The sequence below is a fragment of the Novosphingopyxis sp. YJ-S2-01 genome (genome assembly GCF_016093175.1).
GTDB lineage: Bacteria > Pseudomonadota > Alphaproteobacteria > Sphingomonadales > Sphingomonadaceae > Novosphingopyxis > Novosphingopyxis iocasae.
Map to the genome: position 1 here is coordinate 646,472 of NZ_JAEDAI010000001.1, position 16,780 is coordinate 663,251.

Consider the following 16,780-nt stretch of genomic DNA (forward strand, 5'->3'; position numbering starts at 1 on the left):
ATCGTTCGCGCACAGCAAACGAGCTAAGGCTTGATGCCCCATAACCGTAAGTCCTGAGCCTGTCGAAGGACGGCTTTCGAGCGAAGGACGCCGTTTGAAAAGCTCAGGGTTAAGGGCAGTCGCGGCTATCCGCGCAATTCACCGCCCTGTTTGGCTGCGGCCTTGACGATGCGGTCCGAGATCGCGCTCAGTTCTTCCTCGGTAAAGCTCTGCTCACCCGGTTGCAGCGTCACCTCGATGGCAAGGCTCACCTTGCCCTCCGGCACACCTTGTCCGGTGAACCGATCAAACAGCCGCGCGGCGACGACATGCTTTTTCTCGGCTCCGCGAATCGCGCGGACCAAATCGGCGGCCGGCTTGTCCGCGTCGATCAGGAAGGCGAAATCGCGGGTCACCGCCTGTTGTGCGGGCGGGGCATAAGCATCGCGCCGATGGCCGGTCTTGGCCTTCACCGGGATGGCATCGAGGAAGATTTCCGCGCCCACAACCACGCTTTTCAGCCCGAAAGCGCGCGCGACCGATGGGTGCAGCGTGCCGAACGCGGCAAGCACGTTCTTCGGCCCCAGCCGCAGCGTACCGGACTGGCCGGGATGATAATGGTCGCCCGCTTCGCCCATCTGCATCAGGCGTTCCACATCGACGCCCGCGGCGGCGAGTAGCGCCTCGACTTCGGCCTTGGCATCGAACGGGCCAACGCTCTGCGCCTTGCCCGCCTGCCAATCGCGTGGGGAGCGCTCCCCGGCAAGCAGCAAGGCAAGCGTCTGGCGTTCGTCGGTGGGGCCATCCTCTTTGCGGAAGTAGCGCCGCCCAACTTCGAACAGGCGCACGCCGGTGGCCGACCGGTCCAGATTGCGCTTCGCGGCGGATAGCAGCCCGGGCAGAAGCGACGGCCGCATGATCTTCAGATCTTCGCTGATCGGATTCGCCACCGTCCAGGCGCCGCCGCCAAAGGGCGCGGCTTCCTTTTCGCTGATGAAGGACCAGTTGACCGCCTCGTTCAGCCCACGCGCGGCGGCGAGGCGCTTGAGGCGGCGCTCCAGGATCTGTTCGGGCGATGCGGTCGGTGCGGCAACACCGGGCACGCGCGGCAGCGGCGTGGAAGGCACCGCGTCCAGCCCCACGATCCGCACGACTTCCTCGACGATGTCGGCGGAGCCTTCGACGTCACGACGCCATGACGGGGTCGTGATTGTCCAGCTTTCGCCAGTCTCGACGGTGAAGCCGAGGCTTTCGAGGATCGACTTCTGGCGCTCGCGCTCGACCGCGACGCCGCCGAGCGCTTCCGCCTGCGCAGGATCGTAGGCGATCTGGCGCGTTCCGTCGGGCGGCGATCCGGCGCGGATGGCTGCGCTCGGGCTGCCGCCGCAATGTTCGGTCACCAGCCAGGTGGCGATGTCGAGGCCGTCGTCCAGGAAAGCGGGATCGACGCCGCGTTCGAAACGCTGGCGCGCGTCGCTGGTCAGCGTCAGCTTCTGCCCGGTGCGCGCGATCCGTTCGGGCGTGAAATAGGCGCACTCGATCAGCACGTCGGTGGTGTCTGTCTCGGCACCCGAATCCTCGCCGCCCATGATGCCGCCGATATCGTGAACGCCTTTGTCGTCCGCGATCACCGTCATGCTGTCATCGAGCGTGTAGGTCTTGCCATTGAGCGCTAGGAGCTGCTCGCCGTCCTTCGCCTTGCGCGCGACCAACGGACCGTTCAACCGTGAGCGATCATAGACGTGCAGCGGACGGCCGAGGTCCAGCATCACATAATTGGTGATGTCGACCAGCGCGGAAATCGGCTTCTGTCCGACCGCGGTCAGCCGCTGCGTCATCCAGCCGGGCGCCGCACCGTTGGTCACGCCGCTGACGCTGCGCGCATAGAAAGCGGGGCAGCCCTCCGGATCATCGGTGCGCACGTCCGGGCCTTCGCCCTCGCCCGCGATGCCGCCTTCGGGCAGCGGATAGACGTCGCCAAGCGGCTTTAGCGTACCGAGGCCCGCCGCCGCCAGATCGCGCGCAATGCCGCGCACACCCATGCAATCCTGCCGGTTCGGCGTGATCGCCACGTCGATCACCGGATCGTCCAGCCCGGCGTAATCGGGATAGGCCGTGCCGGTGGCTACGTCCGCGGGCAGCTCGATAATGCCGTCATGCGCGTCGGAGATCTCGAGCTCGGCTTCGGAACACATCATGCCGAAGCTTTCGACGCCGCGGATGGTGGCCGCCTTCAGCTCGAAGCCGGCGCCGGGCACATAGGCACCGGGGGGTGCGAATACGCCCTTCATGCCCGCCCGCGCATTGGGCGCGCCGCAAACGACCTGCCAGTTCTCGCCCGTGCCCGCGTCGACGGTGAGTACTTGCAATTTGTCGGCATTGGGATGCGGGTTGGCCTCCACTACCTCGGCCACGCGGAATTCGCGCAACGCTTCGGCAGGGTTTTCGACGCCCTCCAGCTCATGGCCGATGGCGGTCAGCTTTTCAGTGATCTCGGCAAGGCTCGCATCCGTATCGAGATGCGCCTTCAGCCAGCTCAGTGTGAACTTCATGCGCCCACTCCCATGCTCAATGTGGGCACGTCGAGCGACGCGAACCCGTAATGCTTCAGCCAGCGCAGATCGCCGTCGAAGAAGGCGCGCAGATCGTCCATGCCATATTTCAGCATCGCCAGCCGATCGATGCCGCAGCCGAAGGCGAAGCCGGAATATTCCTCCGGATCGAGCCCGCAGGCAGCGATCACCTTGGGGTGGACCATGCCGGAGCCGAGAATTTCGAGCCAGCCGCCGTCGGGGCCGTTCGGATCGCCGCCGATGACGCGCTTGCCCTTCTCCCAGGAGAAGCCGACATCGACTTCGGCCGAGGGTTCGGTGAAGGGGAAGTAGCTGGGGCGCAGGCGCAGGACGACGTCGTCCCGCTCGAAAAACGCTTTCACGAACGTTTCCAGAGTCCATTTGAGGTGCCCCATATGCACCCCCTTGTCGATCATCAGCCCTTCGACCTGGTGGAACATCGGCGTGTGCGTTGCATCGCTGTCCGATCGGTAGGTGCGGCCGGGCGCGATGATGCGGATCGGCGGTTTCTGCCCCATCATCGTGCGGATCTGCACCGGGCTGGTGTGCGTGCGCAGCACCATCGGCGCGGCGTCCGGCCCGTTTTCGGCGGTGTAGAAGGTATCGTGCTCGGCGCGCGCGGGATGCGTTTCGGGGATGTTGAGCGCGGTGAAATTATACCAGTCGGTCTCGATCTCCGGCCCGGTCGCGACGGCAAAGCCGAGGTCCGCGAAAATCTCAGCCAGCTCGTCCATCACCTGGCTGACCGGATGGACGCTGCCCGCGGCCTGCACCGGGGCGGGCAGGCTCATGTCGATCCGTTCGCCGGCGAGCTGCGCGTCGAGCGCGGCCCGCTCCAGCGCTTCCTTGCGCGCACGCACCGCGTCGTCCACCGCCGCGCGAGCGCCCTGGATGATGGGCGCCTGCACCTGCCGCTCCTCCGGGCTCATCTTGCCCAAAGTCTTCATCCGCTCGCTGATAGCGCCCTTCTTGCCGAGCGCGGCAACGCGCACCGCGTCGAGCGCCTCCAGATCGGTGGCGGCGGCCACGTCGGTGAGGAAGCGTTGCTTGAGATCGTCGATATCGCTCATGGGCGTCTCGCTAGAGGAAATGGGGACGTAAAAAAAGCGCCGAACCCGGTGGGCTGGCGCTTCTTTTATAAAGGTCGATCGGGGATCGATCAGTCGGCGGGCAGCGCCTGCTTCGCCTGGCTGACGATCACGCCAAAAGCTTCGCTCTCGTTCATCGCGAGATCGGCCAGCACCTTGCGGTCCAGATCCAGGCCGGACAGCTTCAGGCCGTGCATGAACTGCGAATAGGTGAGGCCTTCGGGGCGAACGGCGGCGTTGATGCGCTGAATCCAGAGCGCGCGGAAGGTGCGCTTCTTAACCTTGCGGTCGCGATAGGCATATTGGCCGGCCTTTTCGACGGCCTGCTTGGCGACGCGGATGGTGTTCTTGCGACGGCCGTAATAGCCCTTCGCCTGATTCAAAATCCGCTTATGCTTCGCCTTGGTGGTAGTGCCGCGTTTCACACGTGCCATGCTAAAATCCTTTCAGAAACTTTGGGAGAAATCGGTCGCCGGGCTCAGTTGAGACCGTAGGGCGCCCATTTCTTGACCGTCTTGGTGTCGGCGTCCGAGAGGACGGTCGTACCGCGGTTCTGACGGATATACTTGGCGTTGTGGCTCATCAGGCGGTGGCGCTTGCCGGCCACGCCGTGCTTGACCTTACCAGTGGCAGTGAGCTTGAAGCGTTTCTTGACGCCGCTCTTCGTCTTCAGCTTGGGCATTTCGGTCTCCTTGTGTGAAGGTGGAACGAGGCTCGCGGCCCGGTTCCAACCGTTGCGGACGAACATGGCAGCCCTACCGGCCAGCCCGTCCCATAGTCGAAGCGGCGGCAATTAGCGGCTCTGGGTACGAATTGCAAGCCATGGCGACCGACGTTGATCGGCGAACCTTCCCCTCCCCTTTGCGTTACCTGTCACAAAGCAAGGAGCTCTCCCATGAACCGATTCGAAAACCAGCACATCCTCGTCACCGGCGGCACCTCGGGCATCGGCCTCGCTACCGCGAAACGCCTTTCGGATGAAGGAGCGCGGCTGCTGATCACCGGGCATAGCGAGGAGCATATCGAGGAGACGCGCAAGGCGCTGCCGGAGGCGAAGGTGATCGCCAACGACGCCTCCGATCCGGATGCGGTGACCGCGCTGGCCGGCGCGGCGGGAGATTTCGCGCCGGACGGCCTGGACGCAGTGTTCCTGAACGCGGGCTATGGATCGTTCGAAAAGCTGGACGCGATCGATGCCGATCATTTCGACAAGCATTTCGATCTCAATGTGCGTGGGCCCCTGCTGCAGGCCAAATCGCTGGCGAGCCGGATCAAGGATGGCGGCGCCATGCTGCTCGTCGGCTCGGCCACCGTCGGCGGTAACCGGCCGGACACACTCGTCTACAGCGCGTCCAAGGCGGCAGTGCGCCAAGCGGTCCGCTCGCTCGCCAGCGAATTCGCGCCGCGCGGTATCCGCGTGAATACGGTGACGCCGGGACTGACCGAAACGGAGTTCCATTCGCGCGGCGGCATGCCGGAGGATGAGCAGAAGCAATACAAGCAGAAGGTGGCCGACATGATCCCGCTCGGCCGCATCGGTGCGCCGGAGGACGTTGCAAAGGTGGCCGCGTTCCTGCTGTCGGACGAGGCGGGTTATGTGACGGGCGCGGAACTGCGCGTGGACGGCGGGCTCACGATGGCGTGAGCGGCAAAGCGGGGTAGTTCAGTGATCGTGCTCGTGACCGGGCACGATGCTCTCCATCGCCTCCAGCACGTCTTCCAGCCGCGCCGGATCGCCCAGCGCGATCACCTCGCCGTCGCTGGCGGCGTGGAGCGGATCGCCCGCCCAGTCGCACATCAGCCCGCCCGCGCCGTCGACGATCGGCACAAGCGCGGCGAAATCGTGCAGTTTCAGGCCGCTCTCGACCACCAGATCGATCTGTCCGCTGGCGAGCAGGCCGTAATTGTAACAGTCCCCGCCCCAGACCATGCGGCTATGCGCGGTCTTGGCCGCTAATGACATAAACCGGTGACCGGTCTCGTCCGTGAAATGGTTGGGACTCGTGCTGGCCAGCACCGCCTGGGACAGTTCCGGGCAGGTGCGCACATGGACGGGCGCCCCGTTGAAGGTCGTCTCCTTGCCCGCCGCGCCAATCCAGCGTTCGCGCCCTATCGGCTGATCGATCAGGCCGAGCACCGGCCAGCCGTCTTCCAGAAGGGCGATCAGCGTTCCGAAGATCGGGCGGCCCGCCATGAAGCTGACGGTGCCGTCAATGGGGTCCAGCACCCAGGTCCGGCCGCTATTGCCTTCTTTCACGCCATATTCTTCGCCATGGATGCCATCGCGCGGGGCTTCGGCATCGAGGAGACGGCGCATGGCGGCTTCGGCCGCACGGTCTGCCTCCGTCACCGGAGAAGCGTCGGCCTTCGCTTCGCTGTTGAAGGCGGCGCGGTAGAAAGGGCGAATGGCTTCGCCCGCCGCATCGGCGAGCCGCTGGGCGAGCGCGAGATCGGCTGGCGTCATGCGATCAGTCGAACAGGCTGGAGACCGAGCTTTCGTCGGCGATGCGGCGGATTGCCTCGCCCAGCAACGGCGCAATGGTGAGGTGGCGGATGCGGCTGGCGTCTTTCACCGCCTCGGTTGCGGCGATCGAATCGGTAATGACCAGTTCCTTCAGCTGCGATCCGTCGATGCGCGGGGCCGCGCCGCCGGACAGTACGCCGTGGGTGCAGTAGGCGGCGACATCGCTGGCGCCCTGTGCCTTCAGCGCGGCAGCGGCGTTGCACAAGGTGCCGCCCGAATCGACGATATCGTCGATGATGATGCAGAAATGGTCCTGCACATTGCCGATGATGTTCATCACTTCCGATTCGCCGGGCTTCTCGCGGCGCTTGTCGACGATGGCGAGCGGCGCGTTGTTGAGGCGTTTGGCGAGCGCACGGGCGCGCACCACGCCGCCGACGTCCGGGGAGACGACCATCAGCTGTTCATTGCCGAAGCGCGCCAGGATGTCTGCGCTCATCACCGGGGCGGCGAACAGGTTATCGGTCGGGATATCAAAAAAGCCCTGGATTTGACCCGCGTGCAGGTCGATCGATAGCACGCGGTCCGCCCCTGCCTGGGTGATCAGGTTGGCCACCAGCTTGGCCGAGATCGGCGTGCGCGGTCCCGGCTTCCGGTCCTGCCGGGCATAGCCGAAATAGGGAAGGACGGCGGTGATGCGCTTGGCCGACGCGCGGCGCAGCGCGTCGATCATGATCAGCAGCTCCATCAGATTGTCGTTCGCCGGATAGCTGGTCGACTGGACCACGAACACATCCTCGCCGCGCACATTCTCGTGGATTTCGACGAAGATTTCCTCGTCCGCGAAACGGCGCACACTGGCGTCCACGACGGGCAGTTCGAGATAGCCCGCAATGGCGCGGGTGAGGGGCAGGTTGCTGTTACCGGAGATGATTTTCATGGCGCGCGCGGTGGTCCTCTGGGCTCAAGGATGACGATCGCGTGACGCCCTAACGCCTGGGCGCTCGCCTGCCTAGTGCGCGCGGCGCACAGGCCAGCTTGCCCGACCTTGGTGTTATGCTATAACATGATCCGGGTTGAGGAGCCCGTGTATAGGAGAGGAGAAGGACATGAGTTTTGTCGATCAACGCGAACCGGCGCGCGATGCCAGGAGCATGGTTGCCGCCATCGCCATCAACGGAGCGTTTCTCGCCGCGGTTTTGCTGGCGCCTGCAGCAGTCAGGGAGGTGAGCAAGTTCAAGCCGATCGAGGCGATCGACGTCAAACCGCTCGACCCGCCGCCGCCGCCCGAACCGGAACCGGAAATCGCGGCAACCGATCCCGCGCCGCCTGCCCCGCCGCTGTTCGCGCCCAAACCTGTTGTGGAGACGCCGCTTCCCCCACTTGATGGCCCCGAGACCAGCAGCGATCCGCAGCCCAATCCCCTGCCCGTTCCGGGCTTCACGCCCGGCGGCACCGGCACCATCATCGCGCCCCGGATTGCGCCGACACCAACGCCGACACCCGCCCCGCCGGTGTTGCGCGATGCGGTGCGCGATCCGCGCTATGCCGCGAACTTCCAGCCGCCTTATCCAAGCAGGCTTTTGAGGCTGGATGTTGAAGGCACGGCAACGGTGCGCGTCCTGATCGGCCCGGACGGCCATGTTTCGAAAGTCGAGGTGGTCAGCGCCACCGATCCCGAATTCGGCCGAGCGACGGAGCGGCAGGCGCTGTCCAAATGGCGGTTCAAGCCCGCCACCAGAGACGGCACGCCCGTGCCGAGCTGGCAAACGCTGACGGTGCGCTTCACAATCGACGATTGAGCGGTCGCGCCCGTCCGGCCACTGGCGGGGCGGGCGCGAACCTCCTATATCGGCCGGTATGGCGACGATGAACTTCCTGTCCCAGGCCAATCCGAAAAAGGCCTATGCCGATCTGCGCTTTTTTCTGTCGCAGGAGCGTCCGTTCAAGCTGCTGTTCTTCACGATGGCGCTGGTGCCTGCCATCGGGCTGGTGGTGGCGCTGATCATCGATGCGCATGAGAAGTCCGCGCCCCCGCCGCCGGAGATCATCTATGTCGAAAGCTGGCCGATCGACCGCAGCATGGCGGTGATCATGAAGGAGCGCGAGGAGCGCCGCATCCGCGAAGAGGCGCATGCAGAGCAGGTGCGCGAGAATTACAAGTCGCTCGGCCGAATGGTCGGCATGGATGTCGAGAAGATCGAGGCGGAAGCTTCCTCGGAGCAGGGCGGCGCAGCCGATGCGCCTACCAAAACCCCGCAGCAGCCCGAACGCTGATGCATACTGATCGCGACGTCATGGCCGCCGCGCTGGCACTGGGCGAGCGCGGACGGGGCCGAACCGGCGCAAACCCCCATGTCGGCTGCATCATCATGCGCGGCGGGCGCGTGCTCGCGCGCGGTTGGACCCAGCCCGGCGGCCGCCCGCATGCCGAGGCGCACGCTCTGTCGCAAATCGATGGCACGCTGGATGACGCCACCGCTTACGTGACGCTGGAGCCCTGCGCGCATGAGAGCGAGCGCGGCCCTGCCTGCGCCGATCTGCTTGCCGAAGCGCGCCCGGAACGGGTGGTGATCGCCGCGCATGACGCGGACCCGCGGACGGAGGGCAAGGGCATCGCCCGGCTGCAGGATGCCGGCATCGCGGTGACGCACGGGGTCATGGCGGCAGAGGCGCATCGGTCGATGGCGGGGTTCTTCACCCGGCAAGCGCATGGCCGCCCGCATGTGACGCTGAAGTTCGCCACCTCGCTCGACGGGCGCATCGCGATGGCGGACGGATCGAGCCGATGGATCACCGGCGATCGCGCCCGCGCGCATGCCCACGGCCTTCGTGCACAAAGCGACCATATCCTCGTCGGCGGCGGCACTTTGCGGGCCGACGATCCGAAGCTCGACGTGCGCCTTGCCGGACTGGAGGAGCGCTCGCCACGGCGCGAGGTCCTGACGCGTGGATCGGTGCCCGAAGGCTGGAACGGCATCGCCGCTCCCGAGGGAATCGCCGATCTCGCGGGCAATTACCTCCTCGTCGAAGGCGGCGCGCAGACCGCCGCCGCATTTCTCGCGGCGGGGCTGGTCGATCGCCTCGTCCTCTACCGCGCGCCGATCCTGATTGGCGACGGCTACCCGGCGCTCGGTGATATAGGCCTTGCCGCGCTCGCCGACGCGCATGGCCAATGGCAGCTCGCCGACACGCGCATGCTTGGCAGCGACCGGCTGGAAGTCTACGAGCGCAGCTAATGTTTACAGGCATCATCACCGACATCGGCACCATCCGCTCAATCGAGCAGCGCGGCGATATGCGCGTCGTCATCGGCTGTTCCTACGAGCCCGGCGATATCGCCATGGGCGCATCGATCGCTTGCTCCGGCGTCTGCCTGACGGTGGTCGACAAGGGCACGGACGATCGCGGCCACTGGTTCGCGGTCGACGTATCCGGCGAAACCGTCTCGCGCACCGCGCAGGGCCAGTGGAGCGAGGCGCAGCGCCTCAATCTGGAGCGCGCTCTGAAGGTGGGCGACGAGCTGGGCGGCCATATCGTCACCGGCCATATCGATGGTGTCGGCGAAGTGGTCGGCGTGGAGCCGCAGGGCGATTCGTGGAAGGTTAGCATCCGTGTGCCGTCCGATCTTGCAGCGCATGTGGCGGGCAAGGGCTCGATCGCGGTCGACGGCGTGTCGCTCACCGTCAACACGGTGGAGGACGGACCGGACGGCACCGTCTTCACGCTCAACATCATCCCGCACACCGCGGAAATGACCACGCTGGCGGGCATCGAGCCGGGCCGCGCGGTCAATCTCGAAATCGATATCCTGTCGCGCTATCTGGCGCGGTTCGATCAGGTCAAGAACGCGGCCTGAGCCGCCCTTCCGGAGATACACCCCCATGGCCAAGTTCCTCATCGTGGAAGCGCGCTTCTACGGCCAGCTCAACGACATGCTGATCGACGGGGCCCGCGCGGCGCTGGAAGAGGCGGGCCATCAGGTCGATGTCATCACCGTGCCCGGCGCGCTCGAAATCCCCGGCGCCATCGCGCTGGCCGCCGAAAGCGGGCGCTATGAAGGGTTCGTGGCGATCGGCGTCGTCATCCGTGGCGAGACCTATCATTTCGAAATCGTGGCGGGCGAAAGCGCGCGGGGCCTGATGGCGCTCACCATGGACGGCCTTGCCGTGGGCAATGGCATCATCACCGTGGAAAATGAGGCGCAGGCAGTTGCGCGCGCCGATCCCGCGCAGAAGAACAAGGGCGGCGAGGCGGCCAAGGCGGCGATCGCGCTGCTCGATCTGCAGGCGCAGTTCGCCGGATAACGAAACCGGCCGCGAGGGCGACCGGTCCTCGTCTGCTCAGACGTTTTCGGCCTGTAGACGCCGTGCCTGATAGGCGAAGCGCGCGGCTTTCGAGACATCGCGCTGGAAGGAAGCGTTAATCGCGCCGCCCACCGCTGCGCCCACAAAGGGCACTACCATGCCCGCGCGGCGGCGGAAGGAAGCAAGTGCCAGCGCGCGCGAGACGCGTTCCACCACCTGATCGACCACCGGCGTACTGGCCTTTGCGCCGGGAGCCAGCAGACCGCCATCGGGCGCGATGCCCGCTTCCAGCGCTGCGATGCGCGCGCGGCGCTGCTCTTCATTATCGAGCGTTGCCAGCTCCAGGATTTGCAGCCGGAAAATCTGCTCGGCCTCGCCTTCGCCGGTGAAGCCGTAAGCCCTGCCGGTGTCGCGGATGTTGCGCATGGCTAGACCGACCGTCGCGGGAACATCGAGCCCCATGGTGAACAGGCCGCCAAAGCCCGATGCCGCCCCGGTCGATGCGTTGATCGACATGGCCACCTTTTCCACCCTCCCGGCAGCTTTCCGGCAGGCGGCAAGATTGGAACGATTATGTTCGAAATTGTACAATTGGGCCGCGCCGCTCGCATCATCGAGCCGTTTGAGCACCATGCGCACGAGCGATGAGGGAACGAGCTTAGCCAGCTTCTTGCCGACGGGGCTGGTCAGCCGTTCGATCCCGCGACCAAGGGCGGAGGGTCGGCTTTCGCGATAGGCGCGCTGTTCGGTTTTGATATCCATAAAGCCTTAACAGGCCCGGACATTTTATGTTCCGGCTTTGACGCCGTGCCTTTCAATCCTCCGCCGCTCTCGCCTCAGCCCGCCTTGTTAGCTCCCGGTATCGATTCGGGGCGCAGATGACCCATCATGTGCGCGACATAGTCCGCCTTGCCTAGCGCGACGCCCTGTTGGCGCAGGATCGCATAGGCGGTCATGATGTGGAAATAGAACTGCCCCAGCGCCCAATCGCGCGCATATTGTTCGGTGCCGAGATCGAAGACCATCCCGTTGGGCAGCTCATGCGCAATTGGCGCTCCGGCGTCGGGCTCGGTCATGTCGGTAGCGAGCGATTGCACGGAGGAGACCGTTTCAGCGATACGGGCCTTGGCCTGCGCCAACGAACCCGGATGCTCGCCGCCATTCTGGCCTTCCTTCAGCAGATCGCTCATTTCGGGCGGAAAGGCCTCGCCCCGCAAGCGGTACATTCCTTCCAGCGCTTGCACACAGGCGAACCGCACCTGCGTGGACAGCGGGAACATATCCGGCGCCAAGCGGGCGGCCAGCAGCTTTTCGGCCTCGTCCGCGCCGATCTGCCCCGCAGCCTTGTCGAGCCAGGCGGACAGGGCATTCAGCATCTGAATATAGGTCGGGGTGAGCAGATCGATCAGCTTCATAGGATTTCCTTCCGGTTGGCGTTTTCTAACCCGCACGCGCAACCGCGTCACGCGCGGTAGCAGCTTCACCGCCCGCGATCCGGAACGGCCCTGTCCTACAGAGACGCTGCAATGTTACTGGAAATCGCATGGACGCCTGCGTTTCCTTTCACCCGAACGCGCGGAGCGATCTTGCGCATCACAGGTCCGGTTCGCGCGGGAGGCAAAACGCCTCCCCCGTATGCGGACCTATGCGACTTTCCAGCCGATCAGGCGATCGAGCGCAGTGCTTCAACAAAGTGCGGGATGTTGCGTTCGTTGAGGCCGGCCACATTGATTCGGCCCGATGCCGCCATGTAGATGCCGTGGCTTCCACGCATCGCCATCACCTGATCCTTGGACAGGTTCAGCGTGGAGAACAGACCGTTCTGGCGCCCGACGGCGGCCAGATCGACATCGCCGACATTCTGATATTCGGCCAGCGCGCTGCGCATCCGGTTGAGCCGTGCGCGCATGTCGCGCACTTCGGCATCCCATTCGGCGCGGAAATCGTCGTCGGAAAGGATCACGCGCACCGTCGCCGCGCCATGATCCGGCGGCATCGACCAGTTGGCGCGCGCGTTGGACAGCAGATGGCTGTAGAGCGTCGCCGCCTGCGCTTCCGTATTCGACAGCGCATAGAGCGCGCCGACGCGTTCGCGGTACAGCCCGAAATTCTTGTCGCAGCTATAGGCCAGCATCGATTCGGGCGCCGCAGCGATGACCTTGCGGAGGCCCTCGGCGTCTTCTTCGAACCCGTGTCCAAGGCCCTGATAGGCCAGGTCGATCAGCGGGAAGAGTCCGCGGTCCGCCACGATGGAGGCGATTTCGCCCCATTGATCGGCACTGTAATCGATGCCGGTGGGATTATGGCAGCAGCCGTGCAGCAGCACGATGTCGCCCTTGTCCGCCGCCTTCATGGCATCGATCAGTGCGCCGAAATCCAGCGTCTGCGTCTTGATATCGGCGTGGTCGAACAGCACCGGCTCCATGCCGGTCGCCTGGATGATCGGGCCGTGGTTCGGCCAGCTGGGCGTGCCCAGCAGCACCCGCTTCGCACCCGCCGATGCCAGCGTTTCGCAGGCCAGACGCACCGCGCCGGTGCCGCCCGGCGTCTGAACGCCGTTCAACCGCGCGCCGTAGCCATCGTTTTTGCCGAAGATATAGGGGCGCAGCGCAGCGACGAATTCATGGTCGCCCTCCGGCCCCAGATAGCTCTTGCTGTCCTGCACCTCGTGCAAGCGATGCTCGGCCTTCTTCACCGCGCGGAAAACCGGCGTGCCGCCATCGGCATCGCGATAGACGCCCACGCCCAGATCGATCTTCTGCGGGTTGGAATCGTCGCGGTAGAGCTTGATCAGCTGAAGCAGACCATCGGGCGGCAGGTCTTTGAGATCTTCGAACATGGCAAGCTCCGGCTGTTGGGTCCGGCGCGTGCCATGCCGTTTATGCCGCGCCGCCGCAAGAGCGCGCGCAGGATTGGCGCGTCAGAAAGGCAGCCAGCGCTGCTTCTTGGAAAACTTCATATAGCCGACATTCGCCCCCAGTCGCAGCCCGGCGCCCACCCGGATCGGGATCAACACTTTGTCCCCGCGGCGCAGATAGCTGACGTTGAACCCGCCCAAAAGATAGGCCGCACCCTCGCCCGCGACATAGCGTTTATAGAGGTCTTCGGTGTCGTAGAGATTATAGACCAGGATGAAGGTGCTGCCGGCATTGGCGCCTGCATCGAAGCCCACCGACGGGCCGGTCCAGTAGACCGGGCGCTCGCCCTCAATCTTGTGGAACAGCGTGCCGGAGCCGTAGCGCAGGCCCACGACGAAGGCGGCGCTACCCTCGCGCCCGACGATATAGCCATTGGGCTCGCCCTGTTTGGAGAGAATATCCTGGATCACCTTGGCCAGGCCCTCGGCCCCTTTGCCGAACACGCCCTCGGCAGCGCCGATCAGATCGTCCTGCTGATAGGTATCGTCGCCGGATACGGGAACGCTGCCGATCGGCGGGGCCTGCGGAGTGGCCGTGCCCTGTACCGGCGGGGGCGGCGGCGGCGGGACGGAGGGCTGATAATCGCCGTTCGGGTCGCTCTGCCCGTTCATCAGGACATTGTCCTCGGGCGGCACGTCATAGGGGTTATAGGTTGGCGTTGCGGGATTGTTCGGAGTCCGCTGCTCGGTAGGGGGTGGTCCAAGATCGGCGTCGATCGCCTGGTTGGGATCGATCTCGCGAATCTGGGCAGCGGCTGGCGCGCCGACCATCATCATAGCCGCGGCGATCGGCAGCAGATACCGCGTCAGAAAGGATGTCATCGCTCGTTTCCCCTTTTGTGCCCGGTGCGGAACCGCCATGTGTGCCGGGTGAATAGTCCCTCAAATCCTCCGCGTCGACCAGAGTCCTTTTCGCGGCAGGATCACGGCGCTGACGGCACCGCGATGAATCCGCGCTGAAGCAGGGGCAAAGCAAAGCTTCATCGCAAGCCTCACAAGCCCGTTGCGGGCAAGCGTCCGGCTCGTTATAGAGCGCGCCTTGCCAGCCGGCACAGGACACGTGGGTGAGTGGCTGAAACCAGCGGTTTGCTAAACCGCCGTGCGGGTTAATTCCGTACCGAGGGTTCGAATCCCTCCGTGTCCGCCATTCGGTCGCCAATGTTCTTGCCGGACGCGCCGTCGCTGCCTGTATCACGTGAAAACGGACGGCGAGGTGGCTTTTTTCTACGACGTTTCGCTCTATCGGTAGCGGTACCAAGTCGAGAACATGTCCGGTAAGCTCAACGACTTCTGCCACCTTCAGATATGATAGCAGTGCTTAGCACCATATCACGGCCTCCAAGATCAGTCTCGAATCCGATTAGGGTCGATGGTTCGTATACAATACTGTGCCGACTAACCGCAGCTCGAAGCTTTGCGACAGTGTGCTTTTCTGTGTTGTGATGTACATAGCGCGCCGGCTAGTCTATTCATCATCACGAAGATGCCGACGGGTGGCTTCGGGGGCAATTATTTGGACGCCGAAACTGCAACGCTGTTTCTGATTGGATGTCCGCGCGTCAAAGCCGCGGATGGGGAACCTGTGCCGATTTCCAGCAGCAAGGGGCTTGCTCTGCTGGCGCTCCTTGCGCTTTCCGAACGGGCGGAGCGGTCGCGGGTCTGGTTGCAGCAAATGCTTTGGGAAGGGCGTTCGAAACAGCAGGCGCAGAGCAGTCTTCGCGCCGAACTTGCTGGTCTACGCAGGCAACTGGGCAAAAGCAATATTGATTGCCTGATCGTCAATCAGCGGACGGTCCGTCTCGATCGCGCGAAAATTAGGGTCGATTGGGATGGCTCGGGACCGCCGGATGCCTCAGGAGAGCTGCTAGATGGTATCGACCTGGAAGGCGCGGATGCCTTTGCGGCCTGGCTCGATGAAAGCCGCGCGAAGCTAGAGCGGCAGAGGCGGCGGGCCGCAGCGACCAAGATCCGAGATGAATTCGAAGCGCTGCATGCACCTCAGCCGCAGACGGTAGCGCGCATCGCTGTAGCACCGACCCGGTGGGCGAGGGCTAACAAGCATGCCGCCGCCGCCCTGGTTATGCAAAATCTCCTGGGCCTGTTGCCTCGCTTGCGCTGGCTGCCGGTCGTAACGTCGGGAGCGCTTGTGGAAGCGGCAAGTGACGTGATGGATATCGATGCCATCGCCGACGAACTTTCCGCGCGCTACGTCATTTATAGCGAGGTCGACGAAGTGCGCGGCGACCCTTCAGTGAGCTTTGCACTGTATGAAATGCCCGGTCGTATCATTCGATGGAGCGAGACGCGCAGTCTCGGTACCGAGGCTGCAAATGTTGAGGCGATCGAAAAAGAGGTTGCGCGGGCGGTTAGCACCATTGCAGCCACGTTCGACTATTGCGAGCAGCGCCATGTGAAACCGGACGACGATCGCGAGCACGGATTGCATACGCTCGCGTGGCGGGTGCGCCATCATATCGACCAGTTCACGCAAGCCGATTTCGCCACGGCACGCGCGCTTATCGAGACGATGCGCGCTGAAACGCCGTACCATTCGGAAATCCTGATGCTTTCAAGCAACCTGGAGCTCTGGCAGCACTGGCTTAATCGGTCACCACCGGACGAGTTTGCCGCTCTCGCCGGTCGCATCCGAGGCGCGATCCGGGCCGATCCGGCGGATGCGCGCGGTCCGTTATATCTCGGTATTCTGGAAAACTGGCACCGCCACAGTGACGCTGCCAAAGAGCATTTGCGGCGTGCGTGCAACCTCGATCCAAGCTCGGCCAGTGCCTTTACCCATTTGGGCTCCTCGCACTATCTCGGGGGCGATCCCGAAGGCGCCATTCCTTTGATAGAACACGCATTGTTCCTCAGTCCGCTGGATTCCAAGCGCTTCTTTGCGCTGGGCGAAAAGGGTACGGCGCTGTGGATGCTGGAGCGACACAAAGACGTGCTGGATATCGTAAAGGCGATCCGCGCCACACATCCCGGATATGTTCTGGCGCATGTGCTGGAAAGCGCTGCGCTGCGCGCCTTGGGGCGGGATGACGAGGCGGAAGCCGCGCTTGGCCGGCTCAACGAATCGAAGCGCGCCGCATGCGATGCCATGCTTGACTGGATACCCTTCGAAGATCGCCGCTGGAGCGAGCGACTTCGGGACGCCGCACGGTTCTTACCGGTGCGTCGCTTTGGACCCGTCGCCTGATCCATCCATCGTTTTCGGCGAGGGCATGTGTCTAGCCTTCCCCGGACTTTACCTGTGAGTGTCGGGCGGTCTCGGTTTGGGACAACGTTCGCGCTCTCGATCTTTTAACGCTTTATTAACGCAGGCTCACCCAATTGGGTGATGCACTGATGCCGCGTCATGCCCGATAACGCTTGTGACAGCGGGGGCGAGTCGAACTTAAAGCTTCGCAGCGCGATCGTGAAGCATCTGCTTTTCCCTGTCGTCCAAG

Annotated in this window: 17 protein-coding genes and 1 tRNA gene; 8 read left to right on the top strand and 10 right to left on the bottom strand. The window is 64.3% G+C overall.

Annotated features, from left to right (window positions below; translation table 11 throughout):
• Positions 1 to 125 precede the first annotated feature (125 nt).
• From pheT to rpmI, 4 genes are all read right to left on the bottom strand, one after another.
• Positions 126 to 2,531 carry a phenylalanine--tRNA ligase subunit beta gene (pheT, locus tag I6A82_RS03105; RefSeq protein WP_198093686.1) on the bottom strand — a complete coding sequence of 802 codons (2,406 nt, stop codon included), beginning with the start codon at positions 2,529 to 2,531 and terminating at the stop codon, positions 126 to 128.
• Positions 2,528 to 3,622 (bottom strand): phenylalanine--tRNA ligase subunit alpha, encoded by a 1,095-nt coding sequence (gene pheS, locus I6A82_RS03110; protein WP_198093687.1) that lies wholly within the window; start codon positions 3,620 to 3,622, stop codon positions 2,528 to 2,530. Before pheS ends, pheT begins: the two co-directional genes overlap by 4 nt.
• Positions 3,623 to 3,711: 89 nt before the next feature.
• Positions 3,712 to 4,074 carry a 50S ribosomal protein L20 gene (rplT, locus tag I6A82_RS03115; RefSeq protein WP_198093688.1) on the bottom strand — a complete coding sequence of 121 codons (363 nt, stop codon included), beginning with the start codon at positions 4,072 to 4,074 and terminating at the stop codon, positions 3,712 to 3,714.
• Between the two features lie 44 nt (positions 4,075 to 4,118).
• The gene (gene rpmI / locus I6A82_RS03120) at positions 4,119 to 4,322 is read right to left on the bottom strand and encodes a 50S ribosomal protein L35 (protein ID WP_187334948.1); all 204 of its coding nucleotides are present in this window, start codon (positions 4,320 to 4,322) and stop codon (positions 4,119 to 4,121) included.
• 213 nt (positions 4,323 to 4,535) lie between these two features.
• Here rpmI and I6A82_RS03125 point away from each other — a divergent pair, with 213 nt between their 5' ends.
• Positions 4,536 to 5,285, top strand: coding sequence for an SDR family NAD(P)-dependent oxidoreductase (locus tag I6A82_RS03125; protein ID WP_198093689.1), 750 nt, complete (start codon positions 4,536 to 4,538; stop codon positions 5,283 to 5,285).
• 18 nt (positions 5,286 to 5,303) lie between these two features.
• Here the strand turns inward: I6A82_RS03125 and hisN are convergent, their stop codons facing one another.
• The gene (hisN, locus tag I6A82_RS03130) at positions 5,304 to 6,104 is read right to left on the bottom strand and encodes a histidinol-phosphatase (protein WP_198093690.1); all 801 of its coding nucleotides are present in this window, start codon (positions 6,102 to 6,104) and stop codon (positions 5,304 to 5,306) included.
• 4 nt (positions 6,105 to 6,108) lie between these two features.
• The gene (locus I6A82_RS03135) at positions 6,109 to 7,044 is read right to left on the bottom strand and encodes a ribose-phosphate pyrophosphokinase (protein ID WP_187334945.1); all 936 of its coding nucleotides are present in this window, start codon (positions 7,042 to 7,044) and stop codon (positions 6,109 to 6,111) included.
• Between the two features lie 169 nt (positions 7,045 to 7,213).
• On the opposite strand from I6A82_RS03135, the gene I6A82_RS03140 reads away from it, so the two are divergent.
• From I6A82_RS03140 to ribH, 5 genes are all read left to right on the top strand, one after another.
• Positions 7,214 to 7,906, top strand: coding sequence for an energy transducer TonB (locus tag I6A82_RS03140; protein ID WP_198093691.1), 693 nt, complete (start codon positions 7,214 to 7,216; stop codon positions 7,904 to 7,906).
• A 67-nt stretch (positions 7,907 to 7,973) separates the two neighbouring features.
• On the top strand, positions 7,974 to 8,381 hold the full coding sequence (locus I6A82_RS03145) for a hypothetical protein (RefSeq protein WP_198093692.1): 408 nt from the start codon (positions 7,974 to 7,976) through the stop codon (positions 8,379 to 8,381).
• Positions 8,381 to 9,343 carry a bifunctional diaminohydroxyphosphoribosylaminopyrimidine deaminase/5-amino-6-(5-phosphoribosylamino)uracil reductase RibD gene (ribD, locus tag I6A82_RS03150; RefSeq protein ID WP_198093693.1) on the top strand — a complete coding sequence of 321 codons (963 nt, stop codon included), beginning with the start codon at positions 8,381 to 8,383 and terminating at the stop codon, positions 9,341 to 9,343. Before I6A82_RS03145 ends, ribD begins: the two co-directional genes overlap by 1 nt.
• Positions 9,343 to 9,963: a riboflavin synthase gene (locus I6A82_RS03155; protein WP_198093694.1), complete on the top strand. Its 621-nt coding sequence runs from the start codon at positions 9,343 to 9,345 to the stop codon at positions 9,961 to 9,963. The genes ribD and I6A82_RS03155 overlap by 1 nt, the downstream gene beginning before the upstream one ends.
• Positions 9,964 to 9,988: 25 nt before the next feature.
• A complete protein-coding gene (ribH, locus tag I6A82_RS03160; RefSeq protein WP_187334942.1) occupies positions 9,989 to 10,411 on the top strand; it encodes a 6,7-dimethyl-8-ribityllumazine synthase in 423 nt (140 codons plus the stop codon).
• A gap of 36 nt (positions 10,412 to 10,447) precedes the next feature.
• Here ribH and I6A82_RS03165 read toward each other — a convergent pair whose 3' ends face one another.
• From I6A82_RS03165 to I6A82_RS03180, 4 genes are all read right to left on the bottom strand, one after another.
• Complete coding sequence (locus I6A82_RS03165; protein ID WP_198093695.1) at positions 10,448 to 11,173, bottom strand: EcsC family protein; 726 nt, start codon at positions 11,171 to 11,173, stop codon at positions 10,448 to 10,450.
• Between the two features lie 74 nt (positions 11,174 to 11,247).
• Positions 11,248 to 11,826, bottom strand: coding sequence for a DUF1993 domain-containing protein (locus I6A82_RS03170; protein ID WP_198093696.1), 579 nt, complete (start codon positions 11,824 to 11,826; stop codon positions 11,248 to 11,250).
• A gap of 248 nt (positions 11,827 to 12,074) precedes the next feature.
• Positions 12,075 to 13,250 (bottom strand): amino acid aminotransferase, encoded by a 1,176-nt coding sequence (locus I6A82_RS03175; protein WP_198093697.1) that lies wholly within the window; start codon positions 13,248 to 13,250, stop codon positions 12,075 to 12,077.
• 81 nt (positions 13,251 to 13,331) lie between these two features.
• Positions 13,332 to 14,150, bottom strand: a complete 819-nt coding sequence (locus tag I6A82_RS03180) for a DUF1134 domain-containing protein (protein WP_232343254.1) — start codon at positions 14,148 to 14,150, stop codon at positions 13,332 to 13,334.
• A gap of 232 nt (positions 14,151 to 14,382) precedes the next feature.
• On the opposite strand from I6A82_RS03180, the gene I6A82_RS03185 reads away from it, so the two are divergent.
• Positions 14,383 to 14,475 (top strand) — tRNA-Ser (locus tag I6A82_RS03185).
• Between the two features lie 366 nt (positions 14,476 to 14,841).
• Positions 14,842 to 16,530, top strand: coding sequence for a hypothetical protein (locus I6A82_RS03190; protein WP_198093699.1), 1,689 nt, complete (start codon positions 14,842 to 14,844; stop codon positions 16,528 to 16,530).
• Positions 16,531 to 16,780: the final 250 nt, after the last annotated feature.

Bases quoted from the DNA above. Each gene is read 5' to 3' on its own strand.
- I6A82_RS03135 (WP_187334945.1), bottom strand. From the start codon at position 7,044: ATGAAAATCATCTCCGGTAACAGCAACCTGCCCCTCACCCGCGCCATT.
- rplT (WP_198093688.1), bottom strand. From the start codon at position 4,074: ATGGCACGTGTGAAACGCGGCACTACCACCAAGGCGAAGCATAAGCGG.
- I6A82_RS03165 (WP_198093695.1), bottom strand. From the start codon at position 11,173: ATGGATATCAAAACCGAACAGCGCGCCTATCGCGAAAGCCGACCCTCC.
- I6A82_RS03175 (WP_198093697.1), bottom strand. From the start codon at position 13,250: ATGTTCGAAGATCTCAAAGACCTGCCGCCCGATGGTCTGCTTCAGCTG.
- ribD (WP_198093693.1), top strand. From the start codon at position 8,381: ATGCATACTGATCGCGACGTCATGGCCGCCGCGCTGGCACTGGGCGAG.
- hisN (WP_198093690.1), bottom strand. From the start codon at position 6,104: ATGACGCCAGCCGATCTCGCGCTCGCCCAGCGGCTCGCCGATGCGGCG.
- ribH (WP_187334942.1), top strand. From the start codon at position 9,989: ATGGCCAAGTTCCTCATCGTGGAAGCGCGCTTCTACGGCCAGCTCAAC.
- pheT (WP_198093686.1), bottom strand. From the start codon at position 2,531: ATGAAGTTCACACTGAGCTGGCTGAAGGCGCATCTCGATACGGATGCG.
- I6A82_RS03140 (WP_198093691.1), top strand. From the start codon at position 7,214: ATGAGTTTTGTCGATCAACGCGAACCGGCGCGCGATGCCAGGAGCATG.
- I6A82_RS03155 (WP_198093694.1), top strand. From the start codon at position 9,343: ATGTTTACAGGCATCATCACCGACATCGGCACCATCCGCTCAATCGAG.
- I6A82_RS03125 (WP_198093689.1), top strand. From the start codon at position 4,536: ATGAACCGATTCGAAAACCAGCACATCCTCGTCACCGGCGGCACCTCG.
- I6A82_RS03180 (WP_232343254.1), bottom strand. From the start codon at position 14,150: ATGACATCCTTTCTGACGCGGTATCTGCTGCCGATCGCCGCGGCTATG.
- rpmI (WP_187334948.1), bottom strand. From the start codon at position 4,322: ATGCCCAAGCTGAAGACGAAGAGCGGCGTCAAGAAACGCTTCAAGCTC.
- I6A82_RS03145 (WP_198093692.1), top strand. From the start codon at position 7,974: ATGAACTTCCTGTCCCAGGCCAATCCGAAAAAGGCCTATGCCGATCTG.
- I6A82_RS03170 (WP_198093696.1), bottom strand. From the start codon at position 11,826: ATGAAGCTGATCGATCTGCTCACCCCGACCTATATTCAGATGCTGAAT.
- pheS (WP_198093687.1), bottom strand. From the start codon at position 3,622: ATGAGCGATATCGACGATCTCAAGCAACGCTTCCTCACCGACGTGGCC.